11 protein-coding genes, 5 tRNA genes and 2 pseudogenes are annotated in these 16478 nt (G+C 68.7%); 2 read left to right on the forward strand and 16 right to left on the reverse strand.

What is annotated here, in order from left to right; all coding sequences use genetic code 11:
* Positions 1 to 80: 80 nt before the first annotated feature.
* Positions 81 to 752 (forward strand): annotated as a pseudogene (gene cofC / locus AS594_RS10445) (2-phospho-L-lactate guanylyltransferase); the annotation flags it as partial.
* A gap of 406 nt (positions 753 to 1158) precedes the next feature.
* Here the strand turns inward: cofC and AS594_RS10450 are convergent.
* The 4 genes from AS594_RS10450 to leuC all read right to left on the reverse strand — a co-directional run bounded on the left by AS594_RS10450 (position 1159) and on the right by leuC (position 4441).
* Entirely contained in the window at positions 1159 to 1848 is a 690-nt protein-coding gene (locus AS594_RS10450; protein ID WP_069926751.1) for an HU family DNA-binding protein, read from the reverse strand.
* Positions 1849 to 1991: 143 nt separating this feature from the next.
* Entirely contained in the window at positions 1992 to 2219 is a 228-nt protein-coding gene (locus tag AS594_RS10455; protein WP_069926752.1) for an SCO5555 family protein, read from the reverse strand.
* Between the two features lie 192 nt (positions 2220 to 2411).
* On the reverse strand, positions 2412 to 3005 hold the full coding sequence (gene leuD, locus AS594_RS10460; RefSeq protein WP_069933119.1) for a 3-isopropylmalate dehydratase small subunit: 594 nt from the start codon (positions 3003 to 3005) through the stop codon (positions 2412 to 2414).
* 11 nt (positions 3006 to 3016) lie between these two features.
* Positions 3017 to 4441 carry a 3-isopropylmalate dehydratase large subunit gene (leuC, locus tag AS594_RS10465; protein WP_069926754.1) on the reverse strand — a complete coding sequence of 475 codons (1425 nt, stop codon included), beginning with the start codon at positions 4439 to 4441 and terminating at the stop codon, positions 3017 to 3019.
* Positions 4442 to 4614: 173 nt separating this feature from the next.
* On the opposite strand from leuC, the gene ndgR reads away from it, so the two are divergent.
* Positions 4615 to 5334, forward strand: coding sequence for an IclR family transcriptional regulator NdgR (gene ndgR, locus AS594_RS10470; protein WP_028813744.1), 720 nt, complete (start codon positions 4615 to 4617; stop codon positions 5332 to 5334).
* Positions 5335 to 5568: 234 nt separating this feature from the next.
* On the opposite strand, the gene AS594_RS10475 is transcribed toward ndgR, so the two are convergent.
* The 12 genes and pseudogenes from AS594_RS10475 to AS594_RS10530 all read right to left on the reverse strand — a co-directional run bounded on the left by AS594_RS10475 (position 5569) and on the right by AS594_RS10530 (position 16035).
* A tRNA-Glu gene (locus AS594_RS10475) sits at positions 5569 to 5641 on the reverse strand.
* A gap of 22 nt (positions 5642 to 5663) precedes the next feature.
* Positions 5664 to 5735, reverse strand: a tRNA-Gln gene (locus tag AS594_RS10480).
* A 31-nt stretch (positions 5736 to 5766) separates the two neighbouring features.
* Positions 5767 to 5839: transfer RNA gene (locus tag AS594_RS10485), tRNA-Glu, on the reverse strand.
* Positions 5840 to 5902: 63 nt separating this feature from the next.
* Positions 5903 to 5975, reverse strand: a tRNA-Glu gene (locus AS594_RS10490).
* Positions 5976 to 6014: 39 nt separating this feature from the next.
* A tRNA-Gln gene (locus AS594_RS10495) sits at positions 6015 to 6086 on the reverse strand.
* Positions 6087 to 6173: 87 nt separating this feature from the next.
* Positions 6174 to 6896 carry an HAD family hydrolase gene (locus AS594_RS10500; protein ID WP_069926755.1) on the reverse strand — a complete coding sequence of 241 codons (723 nt, stop codon included), beginning with the start codon at positions 6894 to 6896 and terminating at the stop codon, positions 6174 to 6176.
* Between the two features lie 17 nt (positions 6897 to 6913).
* A complete protein-coding gene (locus tag AS594_RS10505) occupies positions 6914 to 10525 on the reverse strand; it encodes a DEAD/DEAH box helicase family protein (protein WP_079148701.1) in 3612 nt (1203 codons plus the stop codon).
* Positions 10526 to 10675: 150 nt separating this feature from the next.
* Positions 10676 to 11830, reverse strand: a complete 1155-nt coding sequence (locus AS594_RS10510) for a restriction endonuclease subunit S (RefSeq protein WP_069926756.1) — start codon at positions 11828 to 11830, stop codon at positions 10676 to 10678.
* Positions 11827 to 13347: a type I restriction-modification system subunit M gene (locus tag AS594_RS10515; RefSeq protein WP_069930426.1), complete on the reverse strand. Its 1521-nt coding sequence runs from the start codon at positions 13345 to 13347 to the stop codon at positions 11827 to 11829. The genes AS594_RS10510 and AS594_RS10515 overlap by 4 nt, the downstream gene beginning before the upstream one ends.
* A gap of 158 nt (positions 13348 to 13505) precedes the next feature.
* A complete protein-coding gene (gene gltX / locus AS594_RS10520) occupies positions 13506 to 14981 on the reverse strand; it encodes a glutamate--tRNA ligase (RefSeq protein ID WP_069926757.1) in 1476 nt (491 codons plus the stop codon).
* Positions 14974 to 15761, reverse strand: a pseudogene (locus tag AS594_RS10525) (fumarylacetoacetate hydrolase family protein). The gene gltX and the pseudogene AS594_RS10525 overlap by 8 nt, the downstream one beginning before the upstream one ends.
* Before the next feature lie 94 nt (positions 15762 to 15855).
* Entirely contained in the window at positions 15856 to 16035 is a 180-nt protein-coding gene (locus AS594_RS10530; protein ID WP_069926759.1) for a hypothetical protein, read from the reverse strand.
* Between the last annotated feature and the right edge of the window lie 443 nt (positions 16036 to 16478).

Genomic DNA, 16478 nt, shown 5'->3' on the forward strand with positions numbered 1-16478 from the left:
CCAGGTCCCCTGTCTGTCGAGAACACCGTACGCCCCGGGCCGGGCCCCGGACCCCGTGCCCGCCGTACCCGCAGGCCACAATGGGGCCCGACGCGCACTGGACGGAGGACTGGCCACTGAACACGCTCCGGACCGCTCCCTGGTCCCTGGTCGTCCCTCTGAAGCCCTTGGTGCTGGCCAAGAGCAGGCTCGCCCGGTCGGCGGGCGACGCCCTGCGCCGGAGGCTCGCTCTGGCCTTCGCCGAGGACACCGTGGCCGCCGTGCTGGCCTGCGAGGCCGTACGGGATGTGGTGGTCGTCACGGACGACGGCCCGGCGGGCGCCGCGCTGGCCGCGCTCGGCGCGCGCATCACGCCGGACACCCCGGCGGCGGGTCTCAACGCGGCTCTGGCACACGGGGCACGCACGGTGCGGGCCGGACGCCCCGGCGCGGCCGTCGCGGCGCTGAATGCGGATCTTCCCGCTCTGCGGCCGGCCGAATTGCAGCAAGTGCTCGATTATGCGGCCGTATTTCCCCGCGCATTTCTGGCTGATGCGACCGGAATCGGTACGACACTGCTTTCCGCGGCTCCGGGGGTGGAATTGGCGCCGTTCTTCGGCGGCCCTTCGCGGGCCCGGCATTCGGCCGCGGGAGCCCGGGAAATACCGCTCGCCGGAGTCGATTCCGTACGCCAGGACGTGGACACCGGCGACGATCTGCGGGCGGCGCTGGCGCTCGGCGTGGGCCCGCGCACGGCCCGGCTGAGCGGGGCGGTCACCGGAAGATACGCTGCGGTCATGCAGGCGACCGCGTACACGTACGACTCCGAGACCCGCAGCGGCAGTGTGCTGCTGGACGACGGCACCCCGGTGGACTTCGACGCCACGGCCTTCGACGCGGGCGGCCTGCGGCTGCTGCGTCCCGGGCAGCGGGTGCGGATCGAGGGCGAGGGCGAGGGCGCGGGCCTGCGCATCACCCTGGTGACGCTGCAGACCTTCTGAGGAAGGGCCGGCCGCACCGCCCGGCGGGCTGTCCGGGACCGGCCCGGCGGGCTCTGCCCGGTCCCGGCCGGGGCACGGGCTCGCGGCCCTTGCCGGCGGCTCCCTGCGCCCAGGACGCACCGCGGGCCGGGCTCCCCGGAGGGAGCCCGGCCCGGCGCGTGGATCGTTGCCGCCCCGGCTACTTCCCGGCGGCGGTCTTCTTCGCGGTGGTCTTGCGCGCCGTGGCCTTCTTGGCGGGCGCCTTCTTCGCGGTGGCCTTCTTGGCCGGCGCGGTCGTCTTCGCGGCGGTCTTCTTGGCGGCGGGCGTGGCCTTCTTGGCGCCGGCCGTCTTCTTCGCCGTCGCCGTCGTCTTCTTGGCGGTGGCGGTGGTCTTCTTGGCGGCGGCCGTGGTCTTCTTGGCCGGGGCCGCCTTCTTCGCGGCGGCCGTGGTCTTCTTGGCCGGAGCCGCCTTCTTCGCGGGGGTCGTCTTCTTGGCGGCGGCCCGCTTGGTGGCCGCCTTCTTGGCCGCGGACTTGGCAATGGTGGGGGCCGGGCCCGAAAGGCTGCCCTTGGGCGCCTTCTTGACGGCGACCTCGCCACCCTTGGGGAGCTTCTTCGAGCCGCTGACCAGGTCCTTGAAGCCCTGACCTGCACGGAAGCGCGGAACCGAGGTCTTCTTGACCCGTACCCGCTCGCCCGTCTGCGGGTTGCGGGCGTAACGGGCCGGACGGTCGACCTTCTCGAACGATCCGAAGCCGGTGACCGACACACGGTCGCCGGCGACCACTGCACGGACGATCGCGTCGAGTACCGCGTCGACCGCGTCCGCGGCCTGCTGACGGCCGCCGACCTTGTCTGCAATCGCTTCTACGAGCTGCGCCTTGTTCACGTCTTCCCCTTCGGAGACATTGCCAGAACGAATGTGTTCAAGCTTTTTCGCACGTTAGGCAGATATATACCGCAAATCAAACACGAAACGGGCTAATCACCCTAGTGCCGCAACGAAGTAGACCTTGAGGACTTCCACAGGTCTCAGTCACCTTCAGGGAATCGACCCTCATCGAGGTCCTTCATCAACCTGTCCAGGCGCCTTGCCGCATCGGCGAGATCGTGTTTCGCCGCAGCCGTTATGACCAGCAGCTTCCGGGTCAGCGCCATCCGTACGCCCTCCGGGACTTGCAGTGTGCGCACCCTTGTGTGTGCTTCTTTCAACCGGTCCGCGACCACCTCATAGAGCTTGAGTTGGCTGTCGCGTTCCATGCACCGATTGTGCCATCTGGGGCGAGTTGTCGCCTCCGGCGGGGGCAACTAATGGAATCCGGGCGGCCAAAAGACGCCCTGGACACCGACGGCTCCGTTCTCATCTTCCTCACGTACCACCGGAGTTGCCCCCCAAACACACCGATGCCCCCCACCGCGGACGGCAGGGGGCAACAGAGTGATGCGAAGGCGTCAGACCTGCACCGTACTGGGCTTGAACGACGGCCTCGCGGCCTCGTAGGCGGCGATGGACGGCTCGTTCTGGAGGGTGATGCTGATGTCGTCCAGACCATTCAGCAGCCGCCAGCGGGCATTCTCGTCAAGTTCAAAATCAGCCGTAATGCCTTCGGCACGGACTTGACGGTCCTGGAGGTCCACCGTGATCTCCGCCGTGGGGTCGGCGTCGACCAGGTCCCAGAGGGCGTCCACGGTCTGCTGGTCCAGTACGACCGTCAGCAGGCCGTTCTTGAGCGAGTTGCCGCGGAAGATGTCCGCGAACCGCGAGGAGATCACGGTTTTGAAGCCGTAGTTCTGGAGGGCCCACACGGCGTGCTCGCGCGAGGAGCCGGTGCCGAAGTCCGGGCCGGCGACCAGAACGGTGGCACCTTCCCGCTCCGGGCGGTTGAGCACGAACTGCGGGTCCTTGCGCCATGCCTCGAAGAGCCCGTCCTCGAAACCGTCGCGGGTGACCTTCTTCAGCCAGTGGGCCGGGATGATCTGGTCGGTGTCCACGTTGCTGCGGCGCAGCGGAACGGCCCGGCCGGTGTGTGCGGTGAAAGCTTCCATTGCCATGATGCTCAGGCCTCCACGAGCGTCGGAGCGTCGGACAGGTCGACGGGCGCGGCCAGGTGGCCCAGCACCGCCGTCGCGGCGGCGACCTGCGGCGACACCAGGTGGGTGCGGCCGCCCTTGCCCTGCCTGCCCTCGAAGTTGCGGTTGGAGGTGGACGCGGAGCGCTCACCGGGGGCCAGCTGGTCGGGGTTCATGCCCAGGCACATCGAGCAGCCCGCGTGCCGCCATTCGGCCCCGGCGGCCGTGAACACCTTGTCCAGGCCCTCTTCGATGGCCTGGAGGGCGACCCGCACGGAACCCGGGACGACGAGCATCCGTACGCCGTCGGCGACTTTGCGGCCGTCCATCAGCGCGGCCGCGGCCCGCAGGTCCTCGATGCGGCCGTTGGTGCACGAACCTACGAAGACGGTGTCGACCTTGATGTCGCGCAGCGGCTGTCCCGCGGTCAACCCCATGTACTCCAGGGCCTTTTCGGCGGCGAAGCGCTCCGAAGGGTCCTCGTACGAAGCAGGGTCGGGGACGTTCGCCGACAGCGGCGCGCCCTGGCCGGGGTTGGTGCCCCAGGTGACGAACGGCGCCAGTTCGGCGGCGTCGATGACGACCTCCGCGTCGAAGACGGCGTCGTCGTCGGTGCGCAGCGTCTGCCAGTAGGCGACGGCGGCGTCCCAGTCCTCGCCCTTCGGGGCGTGCGCACGGCCCTGGAGGTAGTCGAAGGTGGTCCGGTCGGGGGCGATCATGCCCGCACGGGCGCCGGCCTCGATCGACATGTTGCAGATGGTCATCCGGGCCTCCATCGAGAGCTTCTCGATGGCGGAACCGCGGTATTCGAGTACGTAGCCCTGACCGCCGCCGGTGCCGATCTTCGCGATGATCGCCAGGATCAGGTCCTTGGCGGTTACGTCGGCGGGCAGTTCGCCCTCGACCGTGATCGCCATGGTCTTCGGCGGGGCCATCGGCAGGGTCTGGGTGGCCAGCACGTGCTCCACCTGCGACGTACCGATGCCGAAGGCCAGCGCGCCGAACGCGCCGTGCGTGGAGGTGTGGCTGTCGCCGCAGACCACGGTGGTGCCGGGCTGGGTCAGGCCCAGCTGCGGTCCCACCACGTGGACGACGCCCTGCTCGACGTCGCCGAGCGGGTGCAGCCGTACGCCGAAGTCCGCGCAGTTCTTGCGCAGCGTCTCCAGCTGGACCCGGGAGACCGGGTCCGCGATCGGCTTGTCGATGTCGAGGGTCGGAGTGTTGTGATCCTCGGTGGCGATGGTGAGGTCGAGCCGCCGCACCTGGCGGCCGCTCTTGCGGAGGCCGTCGAAGGCCTGCGGGCTGGTCACCTCGTGCAGCAGGTGCAGATCGATGAAGAGGAGGTCCGGCTCGCCCTCGGCGCGCCTGACGACATGGTCGTCCCAGACCTTCTCCGCAAGTGTCCTACCCATCGCTTTCCCTTCGACCGGCGTCTTCGCCGGCCCATCTAGAGATCGGATCGCCCCCGCTGAACCCCCGTGCGGGGCGGTGGCTTGCTGAGCCGTTGTGCGGCCTCACTACAGATTCGCAAGTTCCCGGAAAAATTGAACTTGCGTTTCACAGAGTGAGACGCGAGTATCGACGCATGGACAACTCTAGCGGCGTCGGCGTTCTCGACAAGGCAGCTCTGGTATTGAGCGCACTGGAGTCCGGTCCGGCCACCCTCGCCGGGCTGGTCGCGGCGACAGGGCTCGCACGACCCACGGCACATCGCCTTGCCGTGGCACTGGAACACCACCGGATGGTGGCGAGGGACATGCAGGGCCGGTTCATCCTCGGTCCGCGGCTGTCGGAGCTCTCCGCGGCGGCGGGCGAGGACCGGCTGCTGGCGACGGCCGGCCCCGTACTGACGCACCTGCGCGACGTGACCGGCGAGAGCGCGCAGCTCTACCGCCGGCAGGGCGACATGCGCATCTGCGTCGCGGCGGCCGAGCGCCTGTCCGGACTGCGGGACACCGTCCCGGTGGGCTCCACGCTCACCATGAAGGCGGGCTCCTCCGCCCAGATCCTGATGGCCTGGGAGGAGCCGGAGCGGCTGCACCGGGGCCTCCAGGGCGCCCGCTTCACGGCGACGGCGCTGTCCGGCGTACGCCGCCGGGGCTGGGCCCAGTCGATCGGCGAGCGGGAGCCGGGCGTGGCGTCGGTGTCCGCGCCGGTGCGCGGGCCGTCGAACCGCGTGGTCGCGGCCGTCTCGGTATCCGGACCGATCGAGCGCCTGACCCGCCACCCGGGCCGGATGCACGCCCAGGCGGTCATCGACTCGGCGGCCCGCCTCTCCGAGGCGCTGCGCCGCTCGGGCGGCTGAGCCGGACCGAAGAGCGGACGCCGGGGTGCGGCTCGCTCGCGGCGCCGCCCCGAACGCCGGCAGGGGCCGTGTTCACGGCCCCTGCCGGCGTTTCCGTCGCTCCCGGCCCCGAACTCGGGCCCCGAGAGGCCCGGTTCGACGTACGCGAGGTTCGGTGACGGGCGGATGCCGGTCGACGGGTGCGACCACATGCGAGAAGGCCCTCCGCGTAGTGCGGAGGGCCTTCTCTGTACGTACCCCCGACCGGATTCGAACCGGCGCTACCGCCTTGAGAGGGCGGCGTGCTAGGCCGCTACACAACGGGGGCCTTGCAGAATTAGCTCTGCGAGCTGGGCTACCAGGACTCGAACCTAGACTAAGGGAACCAGAAACCCTCGTGCTGCCAATTACACCATAGCCCAAAATGGTTTAGACCAATATGGTTTCAACCCGTACCCCCGACCGGATTCGAACCGGCGCTACCGCCTTGAGAGGGCGGCGTGCTAGGCCGCTACACAACGGGGGCCCTAGCGATCCTCGCGTCAGCGCATCCGGGAGCGACCCGAAGGCGATGGAAAGAAAGGATCTGTACCCCCGACCGGATTCGAACCGGCGCTACCGCCTTGAGAGGGCGGCGTGCTAGGCCGCTACACAACGGGGGCCTTGCAGAGTGCTGCATGTACTTCAACAGCTCCTGCGAGCTGGGCTACCAGGACTCGAACCTAGACTAACGGAACCAGAAACCGTCGTGCTGCCAATTACACCATAGCCCACCAAAACACAACCCCCTGGTGGGGGTTTGTTTGGTTTGCGCTTCCCGGCCAGACCTTTCGGCCCTCGCGGGCGGCGCAGAAAGAACATTACCCGAATGTGGACGGCGCTCCAAAACGGGTATCGCCCCGCAACAGCCCAGGTAGCTGCTCAAGGCCCGTGATCCGGACGAGCTCCGGACGGCCGCCCAGTCCCCCGCGGTCGAGCCAGATCCCGGCCAGGCCGGCGGCGTCGGCGCCCCGGGCGTCGATGTCGGGCTGGTCACCGACGTACGCGACCTCGTGCGGAGGCAGGGCGAGCGCGTCGCAGGCGGCGTGGAACGCCTCGGCGGCGGGCTTGGAGAAGCCCAGCTCGGCGGCGCACAGCAGCACCTCGAAGCGGTCGCGTACGCCGAGGATCCGCAGCTTGCGGTCCTGGTTGCGCACGCTGGAATTGGACAGCACGGCGTGGCGGTAGTCGGCCGCCAGGACGTCGAGCACCGGGACGGTGTCGGGGAAGAGCTTCCACGCCGCCTCGTAGTGGGCGACGTACCGCAGGAACCACTCGTCCGCCGCCTCGTCACTCATGAGCGGCGTACCGAGAAAGCCGCGCACCCGCTCGCGCCGCTGCTCCTCGAAGTCCACCTCTCCGGCGGCGAACCGCGCCCAGTGCAGCTCGGTGGTCTCGCGCCAGCGGTCGAGGGCCTGCTCGACGGTCCCGTACCCGTCGAGCAGGCCCTCGACCGTGAGGTGATCGCGCATGCCGGCGGTGTCGGCGCTCGCGTAGTCGAAGATCGTGTCGTCGATGTCCCAGACCACGGCGCGGATCGGCATGGACCCAGACTAGGTGTCTACGCGGCCAGTGTCGTGGGCTTCGCTCTCGACCGGATACGGACGAAGACGATTTTCAAGTCGTCGATCTCCTCCGGAGTGAACAGGTCGTCCGGGCCACCGGGCGCCCGGTCGAGGAACGCGCTGCCCGGCTCGTAGAGGTCACCGAGGTCGAGCATGCCCCGCTTGGCGACGACCTCGATGATCAGCGTGAGGAAGTCCAGCTGCGCGGCGCTCAGCCGCTTGTCCGCGACGAAGCCCTCGAACGCCTTCCGCGCCGCCCGCCGGTCCAGCCCGCACAGCGTGCGCACGAACACTCCGAGGCCACCCGTCGCCCGTACCTCGTCTAGGTCTTCCGGTGAGGCCACGGCCTCGGCGAGGAAGATCTCCTCCAGGCCGGCGAGGTCGTCGCTGGTGATCTGTTCGTTGTGGCGCAGCTTGCGCACGACCGGCAGGTCCTCGTGACGCAGCAGGTACGCGCGGGCCTTCTGCCGGAAGCGGTGCTCGTCGGTGCCGGTGGGGACACCGCGGATCGCGGCCTCGGTGATCTCACCGAGTTCGTCCTCGAAGTCGGTGAAGACGACTTTCCGCCTGGCTCTGTCGTCGACGAGACGCGCCAGTCCCCGCAGTGCGCGGCGCATCTCTTCCAGCATCGGGAGGGTGGCGCCCTGCCACCAGGCGTCCCCGGCGAGGGCTTCGAGCAGCTCGGACCGTTCCGCCACGGCGGGGATGTTGGTCTTTGTCAGGAGGTCCTCGGCGATCGCCTGGATCTTGCGGCGCAGCAGGGCGAACTCCTTGCCGCCGTTGAGCGCCGCGAGCTGAAGGCCGTACGCCAGGAGGTCGAAGCGCTTGGCCTCCTCGCCGTTCTCGGTCTCCATTGGGCGGTGCTCGCTGGGGAGACGCAGCAGGCGTTCGCGGATCGTGGCCTCGGCGTCGTCGTCGATGCGGTGCCAGCGGGTGAAGTCGCTGTACGTCTCCACATCGCGGCGGTGGGGGCGGACCAGGAAGTTGTCCGGGTTCATCCCGGTGACCGTCTCGTGCAGGCGGTGTGCGAACGCCCAGCGCACCTCGGCCTCGGTGCCGATGGCGTCCGGCCCTCCGTCGCGGCCCGGGTCGGGCTGCCGGCGGCAGTCGAGGGCCCGGACCAGGTCGAGCTGGCGTTGCAGCAGTTTCTCGCCGAGGGACGTGCCTCTGCGGCCTTCGGCTCCCGCGAGCCCGCTGTTGAAGAAGTCGATGTTTCCGCAGAAGTCGAAGACGTAGAAGTCCTGCTTGCTGTGGGCCGGGCTGGTCTCGTCGGGGCCGTACAGCTTTTCGCGCAGACGGGTGCCACGGCCGATCATCTGCCAGAACTTGGTCTTGGAGAAGACCGGCTTGGCGAAGACCAGGTTCACCACCTCGGGTACGTCGATGCCGGTGTCGAGCATGTCGACGGAGAGCGCGATGTCGGGCCGGCGGTCCGGGTTGGAGAAGTCGTCGATGAGCGACTGGGCGTACGTCTCCCTGTAGGTGATGACGCGCGCGGTGTGGCCGGCTCCCTGCGGGTAGTTGGCGTTGTAGCGCTCTTCGATGAAGCGGGCGTGCTCGTTGTTCTTGGCGAAGACGATCGTCTTGCCGAGCCGGTCGCCGCCCTCGACGCGGTGGCCACGGGTGACCAGGACTTCCAGCATCTTGTCCACGGTGTCCGCGTTGAACAGGTACTTGTCCAGTTCGTGGCGGCTGACGGCGTCGGGGACCTGCCCGTCCTCGGTCCACTCCTTGGCGTCCCACTCGGCCTTCTCCTCCTCGGAGAGGTCCGCGTAGCGGATGCCGCGCTCCATGAACTTCAGCGGCACCTTGACCGCCTTGGGCGGCACCAGGTAGCCGTCCCTGACGGCCTCGTCCAGGCCGTAGGAGTCGGTGGGCACGCCGTCCTCGAGCTGGAAGAGCTTGTACGTGTTGCGGTCGATGTCGTCCTTGGGGGTCGCGGTCAGGCCGAGCAGCAGCGCATCGAAGTAGCGGAAGATCTCGCCGTATTTGTCGTAGACCGAGCGGTGCGCCTCGTCGATGACGATCAGGTCGAAGTAACCGGGGCCGAAACGGCGGCGGCCCGCGGCATCGGTGACGTCGATCTGCTTCATCATCGTCTGGTACGTGGAGACGAAGACGTGCGCCGTGGCGGCCTTGTCGTCGAGCAGGCTGGCGACCGGGGTGCTCGGCAGGTGCTCCTTGAACGCCTTCATGGCCTGGGTCACCAGCGACTGGCGGTCGGCGAGAAACAGCACCCGCTGCGCCCATCCGGCCTTCTTCAGCTGGTCCACGACGGTGCCCGTCGCCATGACGAGCAGTGCCTGGCGCTGGCGGTCGCGCTCGTAGGTCTCGCCCACGCGCTTGATCGCGCGCAGCTGGTAGGGGCGGCCCGCGATCTTCTCGTTGACCGGGGTCGTGATGAGGGAGAGGCGGCCGGCGCGCTGCCCGATGTGCCAGTGCAGCTGGTCGTGAGTGAGGAAACCCTGCACCTGCCGGGGCGGATAGCCGAGCTCGTCGTCCCAGAGGTACGTCTCGTAGCCGTTGGTGCAGAAGACGACCGGGCGGCGGTCGAACCGGGCTCCGAGCGCGTCGGCGTACAGCTTGGCCTGCTGCTGGCCGTCGCGGGCGTCGCGCCGGGTGCGCTTGGCCTCGACGACGGCCAGGGGCTTGCCGTCGGCGCCCCACAGGACGTAGTCGACGTACCCCTTGCCGGAGGCGGTCGGCATGCCGGTCACCGGGTGCTCGACGGTGACCCTGCCCGCGGTGTCGCCGCCCGGCGCGGCCGGTTCCCAGCCGGCCTCCTTGAGGAGGAGGTCGGTGAAGGTGTCGCGGGTCGCGGCCTCGTCGTAGTCGTGGGTGTCCCGGACCTTCAGGTTCGCGGCCTTCGCGGCGGCGACCTGGGCCCGGAGCCCGGCGAGCTGGGCGGCGAGCGCTTCGTTCCGCTCGCGCGCCCTGCTGAGTTCGTCGGCCTGCTGCTGGTACCGCGCCCGGTCGTCCTCGGCCTGCTCGCGCAGGTCGGCCTGATTCCTGCGACGGGCCTCGGGGGTGAGGGGGCGCGGAATGGCGGTGGAGTCGAACTCCATGCCGGCGGCGGGAAGCTCGTGGGCCTTGCCCGTGTACGTACGGGCGAACCAGTAGAGGGAGTGGAAGAGCTCGCGCAGGCTCGCGACGGCGGCCTGCGGGGGCACGGGGGCCTGCTTGTGCACGGCCTGGTTGCCCTGGCGCCGGATGATGTCCATCTTGGCGTTCACGGTGGGGCCGACGAGCGTCCGGAACGAGGGCTCGTGCAGCATCGCGGCGAGGTCCCTCTTGTACGGCGGCCGGAGCGAGTCGTCCTTGTCGTACATCCAGTGCACGGCGAGCTCGATCGCGCGGCGGGCGTAGAAGCACGCGGCGCGGGGGTCACCGAAGGTGAACCGCTCGGCGCGGGTGGCCTCTTCGTGGAGGGCGGGCCACTCGGCGCGGAGGAAGCCGAAGTTCCCGGCGGGGCGGCGGGCGACGGCTTCGCCCTGCACGGGGCTGCTGCCGGGAGGGGCGGGGATGGGGCGGGGCGGCTGGTCGGGCCGGTTCGCCTCGCCATGACTCCTGCTGTCGCCGGTGGTGCTGTTTCCCTGGTCGCTGCCCATGCCGGTGGTGCCCCTCTCCCCTGGTGTGGCGTCCCTTGCGCGTATGCGGTGTACGTGGTGCGGCGGGACTGGTCGCGCCCGGGCTCTCCCCGGACCGGGCGCGCTCAGTGTGGTCACGCGATGTGCTGGAGGTGCTGGGGGTACTGGGAGTTACGCGGCTGCCCGGTCCCAGAGCCGCCCGGCGAAAGCACGGTGTTGCAGCGAGCCGAAGAGTTCGTCCAAGGCTTCGAGTTGGCGGCCGTGCTGCTCTTTCAATTCGTCGAGCTTGGCGATCCTCGCCGCGAACTGCTCCTGCGCCGCAAGGTCCGGGGCAGGTATTTTCAGTCCTCGGCACGTCGGCAGTGAAAGATGCTTGACGGTGCTGCCGGAACCACTCTGCTCGTACTGCCCCTTCAGATAGGGGCTTCTCAATGCCGCGGACAGATACGCGGCTGTAGCACGCGCGGGATCCACCCTGTAGAGCATGAGGCGCTGCCCCAGAAACACTTGATCATCGGTGGCGAGAACGCCCACTTCGCCAACCGGTGCTTCCCGCGTCAGCACCACGTCGCCGCGCCGCGGCGTGGCCCTCCGGTTCCAACGCTTGAATACGTCTTCCTCCACGTGCCGGGTCTCCCGGAGGTCGACCCGTCCGCTCCGCACGTTGGTCGTGCGAATCATCTTGAACGGTGTCACTCGGTCCACGGTCGGAGCGGTCCGGTTCACACAGTCGACCACCAGCGAACACAGCTCGTCGACGCGCACGAGGGGAATGTCCCCGCTTCCCGTGCCGAACATGTCGGTGAAGACGGACCCGGCGAGGTCGTCGAGAAGAGTGACGGCCGTGCGCCGCTTGACCCGCAGGGCGTCCACCTGCTCAAGGACGGCAGCGATGCGCCGCTGTTCCGGCAGAGGGGGCAGCTCCACTTGCAGTCCCCCGATGTCACTCCGGTTCACCTGGAGGAATGTCGCACCTTTTCCCTTGGACGCGAGTTCCCGCTCCTTGAAGGTGAGCCAGTGCCACAGGAACCCGGCGTCCATCGCCGCGGTGGGCCGCAGAGCCGCGACGCCGCGCCCCAGGCAGTACTCCCCCTCCGACCACACCTTCGTGCCGATCGAAGCACGGATACTCAGGACGATGTCCCCGCTCCGGGACAACTTGCTCGCCTCTGTGGTCCATTTCTTCGGAGAAAGCCGGCCGGCCGAGAAGTCTCCTGCCCCGGCGATGAGTGGCCAGCCCTTTTCCTCGGTGTTGTACGCCTCCCCCTTGGGGGCCTGGCCCATGATGATGGAGCACACTTCGTCGAGCCGGTGGGTGACGCTCACGCCAGCATCCCCTTCAGCTCTTCCGTCCCCTTGAGGATCTCCTCTTCGAGGCGTTCCAGGTCGGCCAGTATGTCCAGCGGGTCGCGGGTCTCGATCTCCTCATGGACGACTTCTTTGTAGCGGTTCAGGCTCAGGTCATAGCCGTGGGCCGCGATTTCCGCCTTCGGGACACAGAAGCTCTGCTCGGTGCGGGCGCGGGCGCGCTCCGAACCCTCGCGTTCGAACCACCGGGCCAGGACATCCGGGAGGTTGTTCTTCGCGTGCTCGGCTTCCGTCAGGGCAGCGCCCGCCGGGCGCGCACCCAGGCGGTCCGTGGGCAGGAGTTCGTTGCGCTTGTCGTCGAGGCTCAGGCCGTCGGCCCTGACGTCGTAGAACCAGACGTCCTCCGTGCCGCCGCTGTCCGTACGGGTGAAGAAGAGGATCGCCGTCGAGACTCCCGCGTACGGCTTGAAGACACCGCTCGGGAGCTTCACGACCGCCTGGAGGCGCTGTTCCTCCACCAGCATCCGCCGCAGCTCCTTGTGCGCCTTCGTGGAGCCGAACACGACGCCGTCGGGGACGATGACCGCCGCCCTGCCGCCGGGCTTCAGCAGCCGCAGGAACAGAGCCAGGAAGAGGAGTTCCGTCTTCCTGGTCTTGACGATCGCTTGCAGGTCCTTCGCCGTCGATTCGTAGTCCAGGCTGCCCGCGAAGGGCGGGTTGGCGAGGATCAGGGAGTACCTCTCGGACTCGCTCGCCGCTGATTCCGCCAGGGAGTCGCGGTGGCGGATGTCCGGGTTCTCGACCCCGTGCAGCAGCATGTTCATCGAGCCGATGCGGAGCATCGTGGAGTCGAAGTCGAAGCCGTGGAACATCGACTCGTTGAAGTGCTTGCGCTGCTCCGCACCCAGCAGGGCGTCCCGGTGGGTCCGCTTGACGTACGACGCGGTCTGGACGAGGAAGCCCGCCGTGCCGCACGCCGGGTCGCAGATCTCGTCGCCGGGGCCGGGCCGCGTCATTTCGATCATCAGGTCGATGATGTGCCGGGGCGTACGGAACTGGCCGTTCTGGCCGGCCGAAGCGATCTTGGCGAGCAGGTACTCGTAGATGTCGCCCTTGGTGTCGCTCGACTCCATCGAGATCTCGTCGAGGAGGTCGACCACCTTCGCCAGCAGGTTGGCGCCCGGGATCGTGAAACGAGCGTCCTTCATGTGGTGGGAGTACGTCGACGCGTCGCCACCCATCCGGCGCAGGTACGGGAAGACGCCCTCGGCGACCAATCCGTACATGATCTCGGGGTCCCTGACCTTGAAGTTCTGCCAGCGCAGGTCCTGCTGCTCCGCCGAGAAGAACGGGGCGGGGTCGGGCCTGCCCGTGGCGTTCGCCCTGCGGTCCCTGACGGTCTGGAGTTCGTCCAGGCGCTTGACGAAGAGCAGATACGTGATCTGCTCCATGACCTCCAGCGGGTTGGAAATGCCACCGGACCAGAACGCGTCCCAGACCCGCCCTACCTTGCTCTTCAGTTCGCCCGTAATCACGTGGGCGATCGTAGCGCCGGCCACGGACAACGGCCGCCGGCTGCCGGTAGGCACCGGTCCGGCGCAGGAGGCTGCGTACGGCGCGAAGGCCCTGCGAAGTGTTCCCACGCGGAAGGGGCGGGCCTTCGCCGGAAGACCCGCCCCTTCGTGCGTGAGCGTCAGGCGGTCAGCTTCGCCAGGGCCGCGTCGATGCGGGCCAGGGTCTTCTCCCGGCCCAGGATCTCCAGGGACTCGAAGAGCGGCAGGCCGACCGTGCGGCCGGTGACGGCCACCCGGACCGGGGCCTGGGCCTTGCCGAGCTTCAGGCCGTGCTCCTCGCCGGCGGCCAGAACGGCCTCCTTGAGGGACTCGGGGCTGGTCCAGTCGGCCGCTTCGAGCTTGGCGCGGGCGGTGGTGAGCAGCGGTACGGGCTCGCCCTTCATCGCCTTCGCCCAGGACGCCTCGTCCTCGACCGGCTCGTCGAGGAACAGGAAGTCGACGTTGGCCGTGATGTCGGAGAGCACCGTCACGCGGGTCTGGGCGTGCGGGGCGATCCGCTCGAAGGCCGCGCGGTCGAAGGACTCCGGCTTCCAGTTCGCGTACGGCGCCTTCAGCCACGGCTCGCAGGCGGCGATGAAGTCGTCGACCGCGAGCTTGCGCAGGTGCTCGGCGTTGATGTGCTCGCACTTCTTCAGGTCGAAGCGCGCCGGGTTGGCGTTGACGTCCTTGATGTCGAAGGCCGCCACCATCTCCTCGATCGTGAAGATGTCGCGGTCCTCGGCGATCGACCAGCCCAGGAGGGACAGGTAGTTCAGCAGGCCCTCCCGGAGGAAGCCGCGCTCGCGGTAGAGGTTGAGGGACGCCTCGGGGTCGCGCTTGGAGAGCTTCTTGTTGCCCTCGCCCATGACGTACGGGAGGTGCCCGAACTGCGGGATCTCCTTGGCGATGCCCAGCTCGATCAGCGCCTTGTAGAGCGCGATCTGGCGCGGGGTGGAGGACAGCAGGTCCTCGCCGCGCAGGACGTGGGTGATCTCCATCCGCGCGTCGTCGACCGGGTTGACGAGCGTGTAGAGCGGGGCGCCGTTGGCGCGGACGATGCCGTAGTCCGGGACGTTGTCCGGGTTGAAGGTCAGCTCGCCGCGGACCAGGTCCGTGAAGGTGATCGGCTCGTCCGGCATGCGGAAGCGCACGATGGCTTCGCGGCCCTCGGCCTTGTACCGCTCGATGCGGTCCTCGCTGAGGTTGCGGCAGGTGCCGTCGTAACCCGAGGGCTTGCCGGCGGCGCGGGCCGCGTCGCGGCGGACTTCCAGCTCCAGGGCGGTGCAGAAGCACTCGTACGCGTAGCCGCCCGCCATCAGCTTCTGGGCGACGTCCTTGTAGAGGTCCATCCGCTGCGACTGGCGGTAGGGGGCGTGCGGGCCGCCGACCTCGGGGCCCTCGTCCCAGTCGAGGCCCAGCCAGCGCAGCGAGTCGAGCAGCTGGTTGTACGACTCCTCGGAGTCGCGGGCGGCGTCGGTGTCCTCGATGCGGAAGACCATCGTGCCGCCGTTGTGCCGGGCGAAGGCCCAGTTGAACAGGGCGGTGCGGACCAGGCCCACGTGGGGGTTGCCGGTCGGCGAGGGACAGAAACGTACACGTACGGGTGCGCTAGCCACGCTTGATCACCTTGTTGGTGAGAGTGCCGATGCCTTCGATGGTGACGGCGACTTCGTCGCCGACGTTCAGGGGTCCGACTCCGGCCGGGGTCCCTGTGAGGATGACGTCGCCCGGGAGCAGCGTCATGGCCTCGGAGATGTGCACGATCAGGTCCTCGACGGAGCGGACCATCTCGCTCGTACGCCCCAGCTGGCGCTGCTGCCCGTTGACCGTGCACTGGAGGGCGAGGTCACCGGGGTCGAGGTCGGTCTCCACCCACGGGCCGAGCGGGCACGAGGTGTCGAAGCCCTTGGCCCTGGCCCACTGCTTCTCCCGCTGCTGGACGTCACGCGCGGTGACGTCGTTGGCGCAGGTGTAGCCGAAGATGACGTCCTTGGCGCGCTCGCGCGGGACCTCGCGGCACATGCGGCCGATGACCACGGCCAGTTCGGCCTCGTGGTGCAGCTCGCTGGAGAAGGAGGGGTACGCGATGTCGTCGCCCGGACCCGTCACCGACGTGGACGGCTTGAAGAAGGTGAGGGGTGCGTCGGGGACCTCGTTGCCGAGTTCGGCCGCGTGCTCGGCGTAGTTGCGGCCGACGGCCACGACCTTGCTGGGGAGCACGGGGGCAGGAGGCGGACCTTGCTCAGCGGGACCTTGACGCCGGAGAGCTCGAAGTCGGCGTACGGAATGCCCTTGATGATGTCGAGGACGAGGTCTGCCTCTGCGCCTGGGGCGCCGGACCCCTCTACCGCGCCGAAGGCCACATTGCCGTCGATGGAGAACCTGGCGATGCGCACGGGATGCTGCCGCCCCTTACTTGCTGGCTGGAGACTGACGCCCCAGGCTAACGCGGCCGGGGCGTCCGGCCTCCCGTGTCGCCGTCGCGCCCCGCTACGCGGCGGGGGCTTCCATGAGGATGGTGCGGCGCGGGTTGGCCGTCTCGGCGGGGAGGTCGACAGGGTGTTCCGGGCGCTCCGCCGTCACCAGGTCCGCGGCGTCCTCCAGGTGCACCAGCGTGGTGCGGCGGGGGTTCGCGGTGCTGCGGAACATCGACGCGGTCGTGGTCTTCATCTGCTGTTCGTGCCTTGTCGGTGCGGGCGCCGCCTGGGCGCGGTGATTGTCGGATTCGCCATCCCTGTAAAGCGTCAGGCTAAACATCCCGATCCCCGCCAAAGATGTGAAGCACTCGGGAAAGACGTGTGAGTTTCCTCACGAGATGGTGGGCAAATCGGCCATTTCAGGCGGCGCGCATCGTCGAGGGAAACGGACATTGCCTCACTGAAGCCATCATTCCGCTCCTGATCATCAGGACTGGGACACCCCCTACCCCTAAGCGACTCGCTCACTTTTGCCCCTTTTCATGCTGAACTGGTTCTACACCTGGTGACCCGACACTCACACCGTGTCACGCGGGTCACGGTGCGACACGCGGGCCTTGTTGGAGATCGAGCACTGTGCTGGAATTCCCCGGACCGCCGCGAGATTCCAGCCGGCGCGCAGGGCGCAACGCAGCG

The sequence above is a fragment of the Streptomyces agglomeratus genome (genome assembly GCF_001746415.1).
GTDB classification, from domain to species: domain Bacteria; phylum Actinomycetota; class Actinomycetes; order Streptomycetales; family Streptomycetaceae; genus Streptomyces; species Streptomyces agglomeratus.

Excerpts from the sequence above, each read along its gene's own strand:
- AS594_RS10455 (WP_069926752.1), bottom strand. The coding sequence starts at position 2,219 with ATGGAACGCGACAGCCAACTCAAGCTCTATGAGGTGGTCGCGGACCGG.
- leuD (WP_069933119.1), bottom strand. The coding sequence starts at position 3,005 with ATGGAAGCTTTCACCGCACACACCGGCCGGGCCGTTCCGCTGCGCCGC.
- leuC (WP_069926754.1), bottom strand. The coding sequence starts at position 4,441 with ATGGGTAGGACACTTGCGGAGAAGGTCTGGGACGACCATGTCGTCAGG.
- ndgR (WP_028813744.1), top strand. The coding sequence starts at position 4,615 with ATGGACAACTCTAGCGGCGTCGGCGTTCTCGACAAGGCAGCTCTGGTA.
- AS594_RS10500 (WP_069926755.1), bottom strand. The coding sequence starts at position 6,896 with ATGCCGATCCGCGCCGTGGTCTGGGACATCGACGACACGATCTTCGAC.
- AS594_RS10505 (WP_079148701.1), bottom strand. The coding sequence starts at position 10,525 with ATGGGCAGCGACCAGGGAAACAGCACCACCGGCGACAGCAGGAGTCAT.
- AS594_RS10530 (WP_069926759.1), bottom strand. The coding sequence starts at position 16,035 with ATGAAGACCACGACCGCGTCGATGTTCCGCAGCACCGCGAACCCCCGC.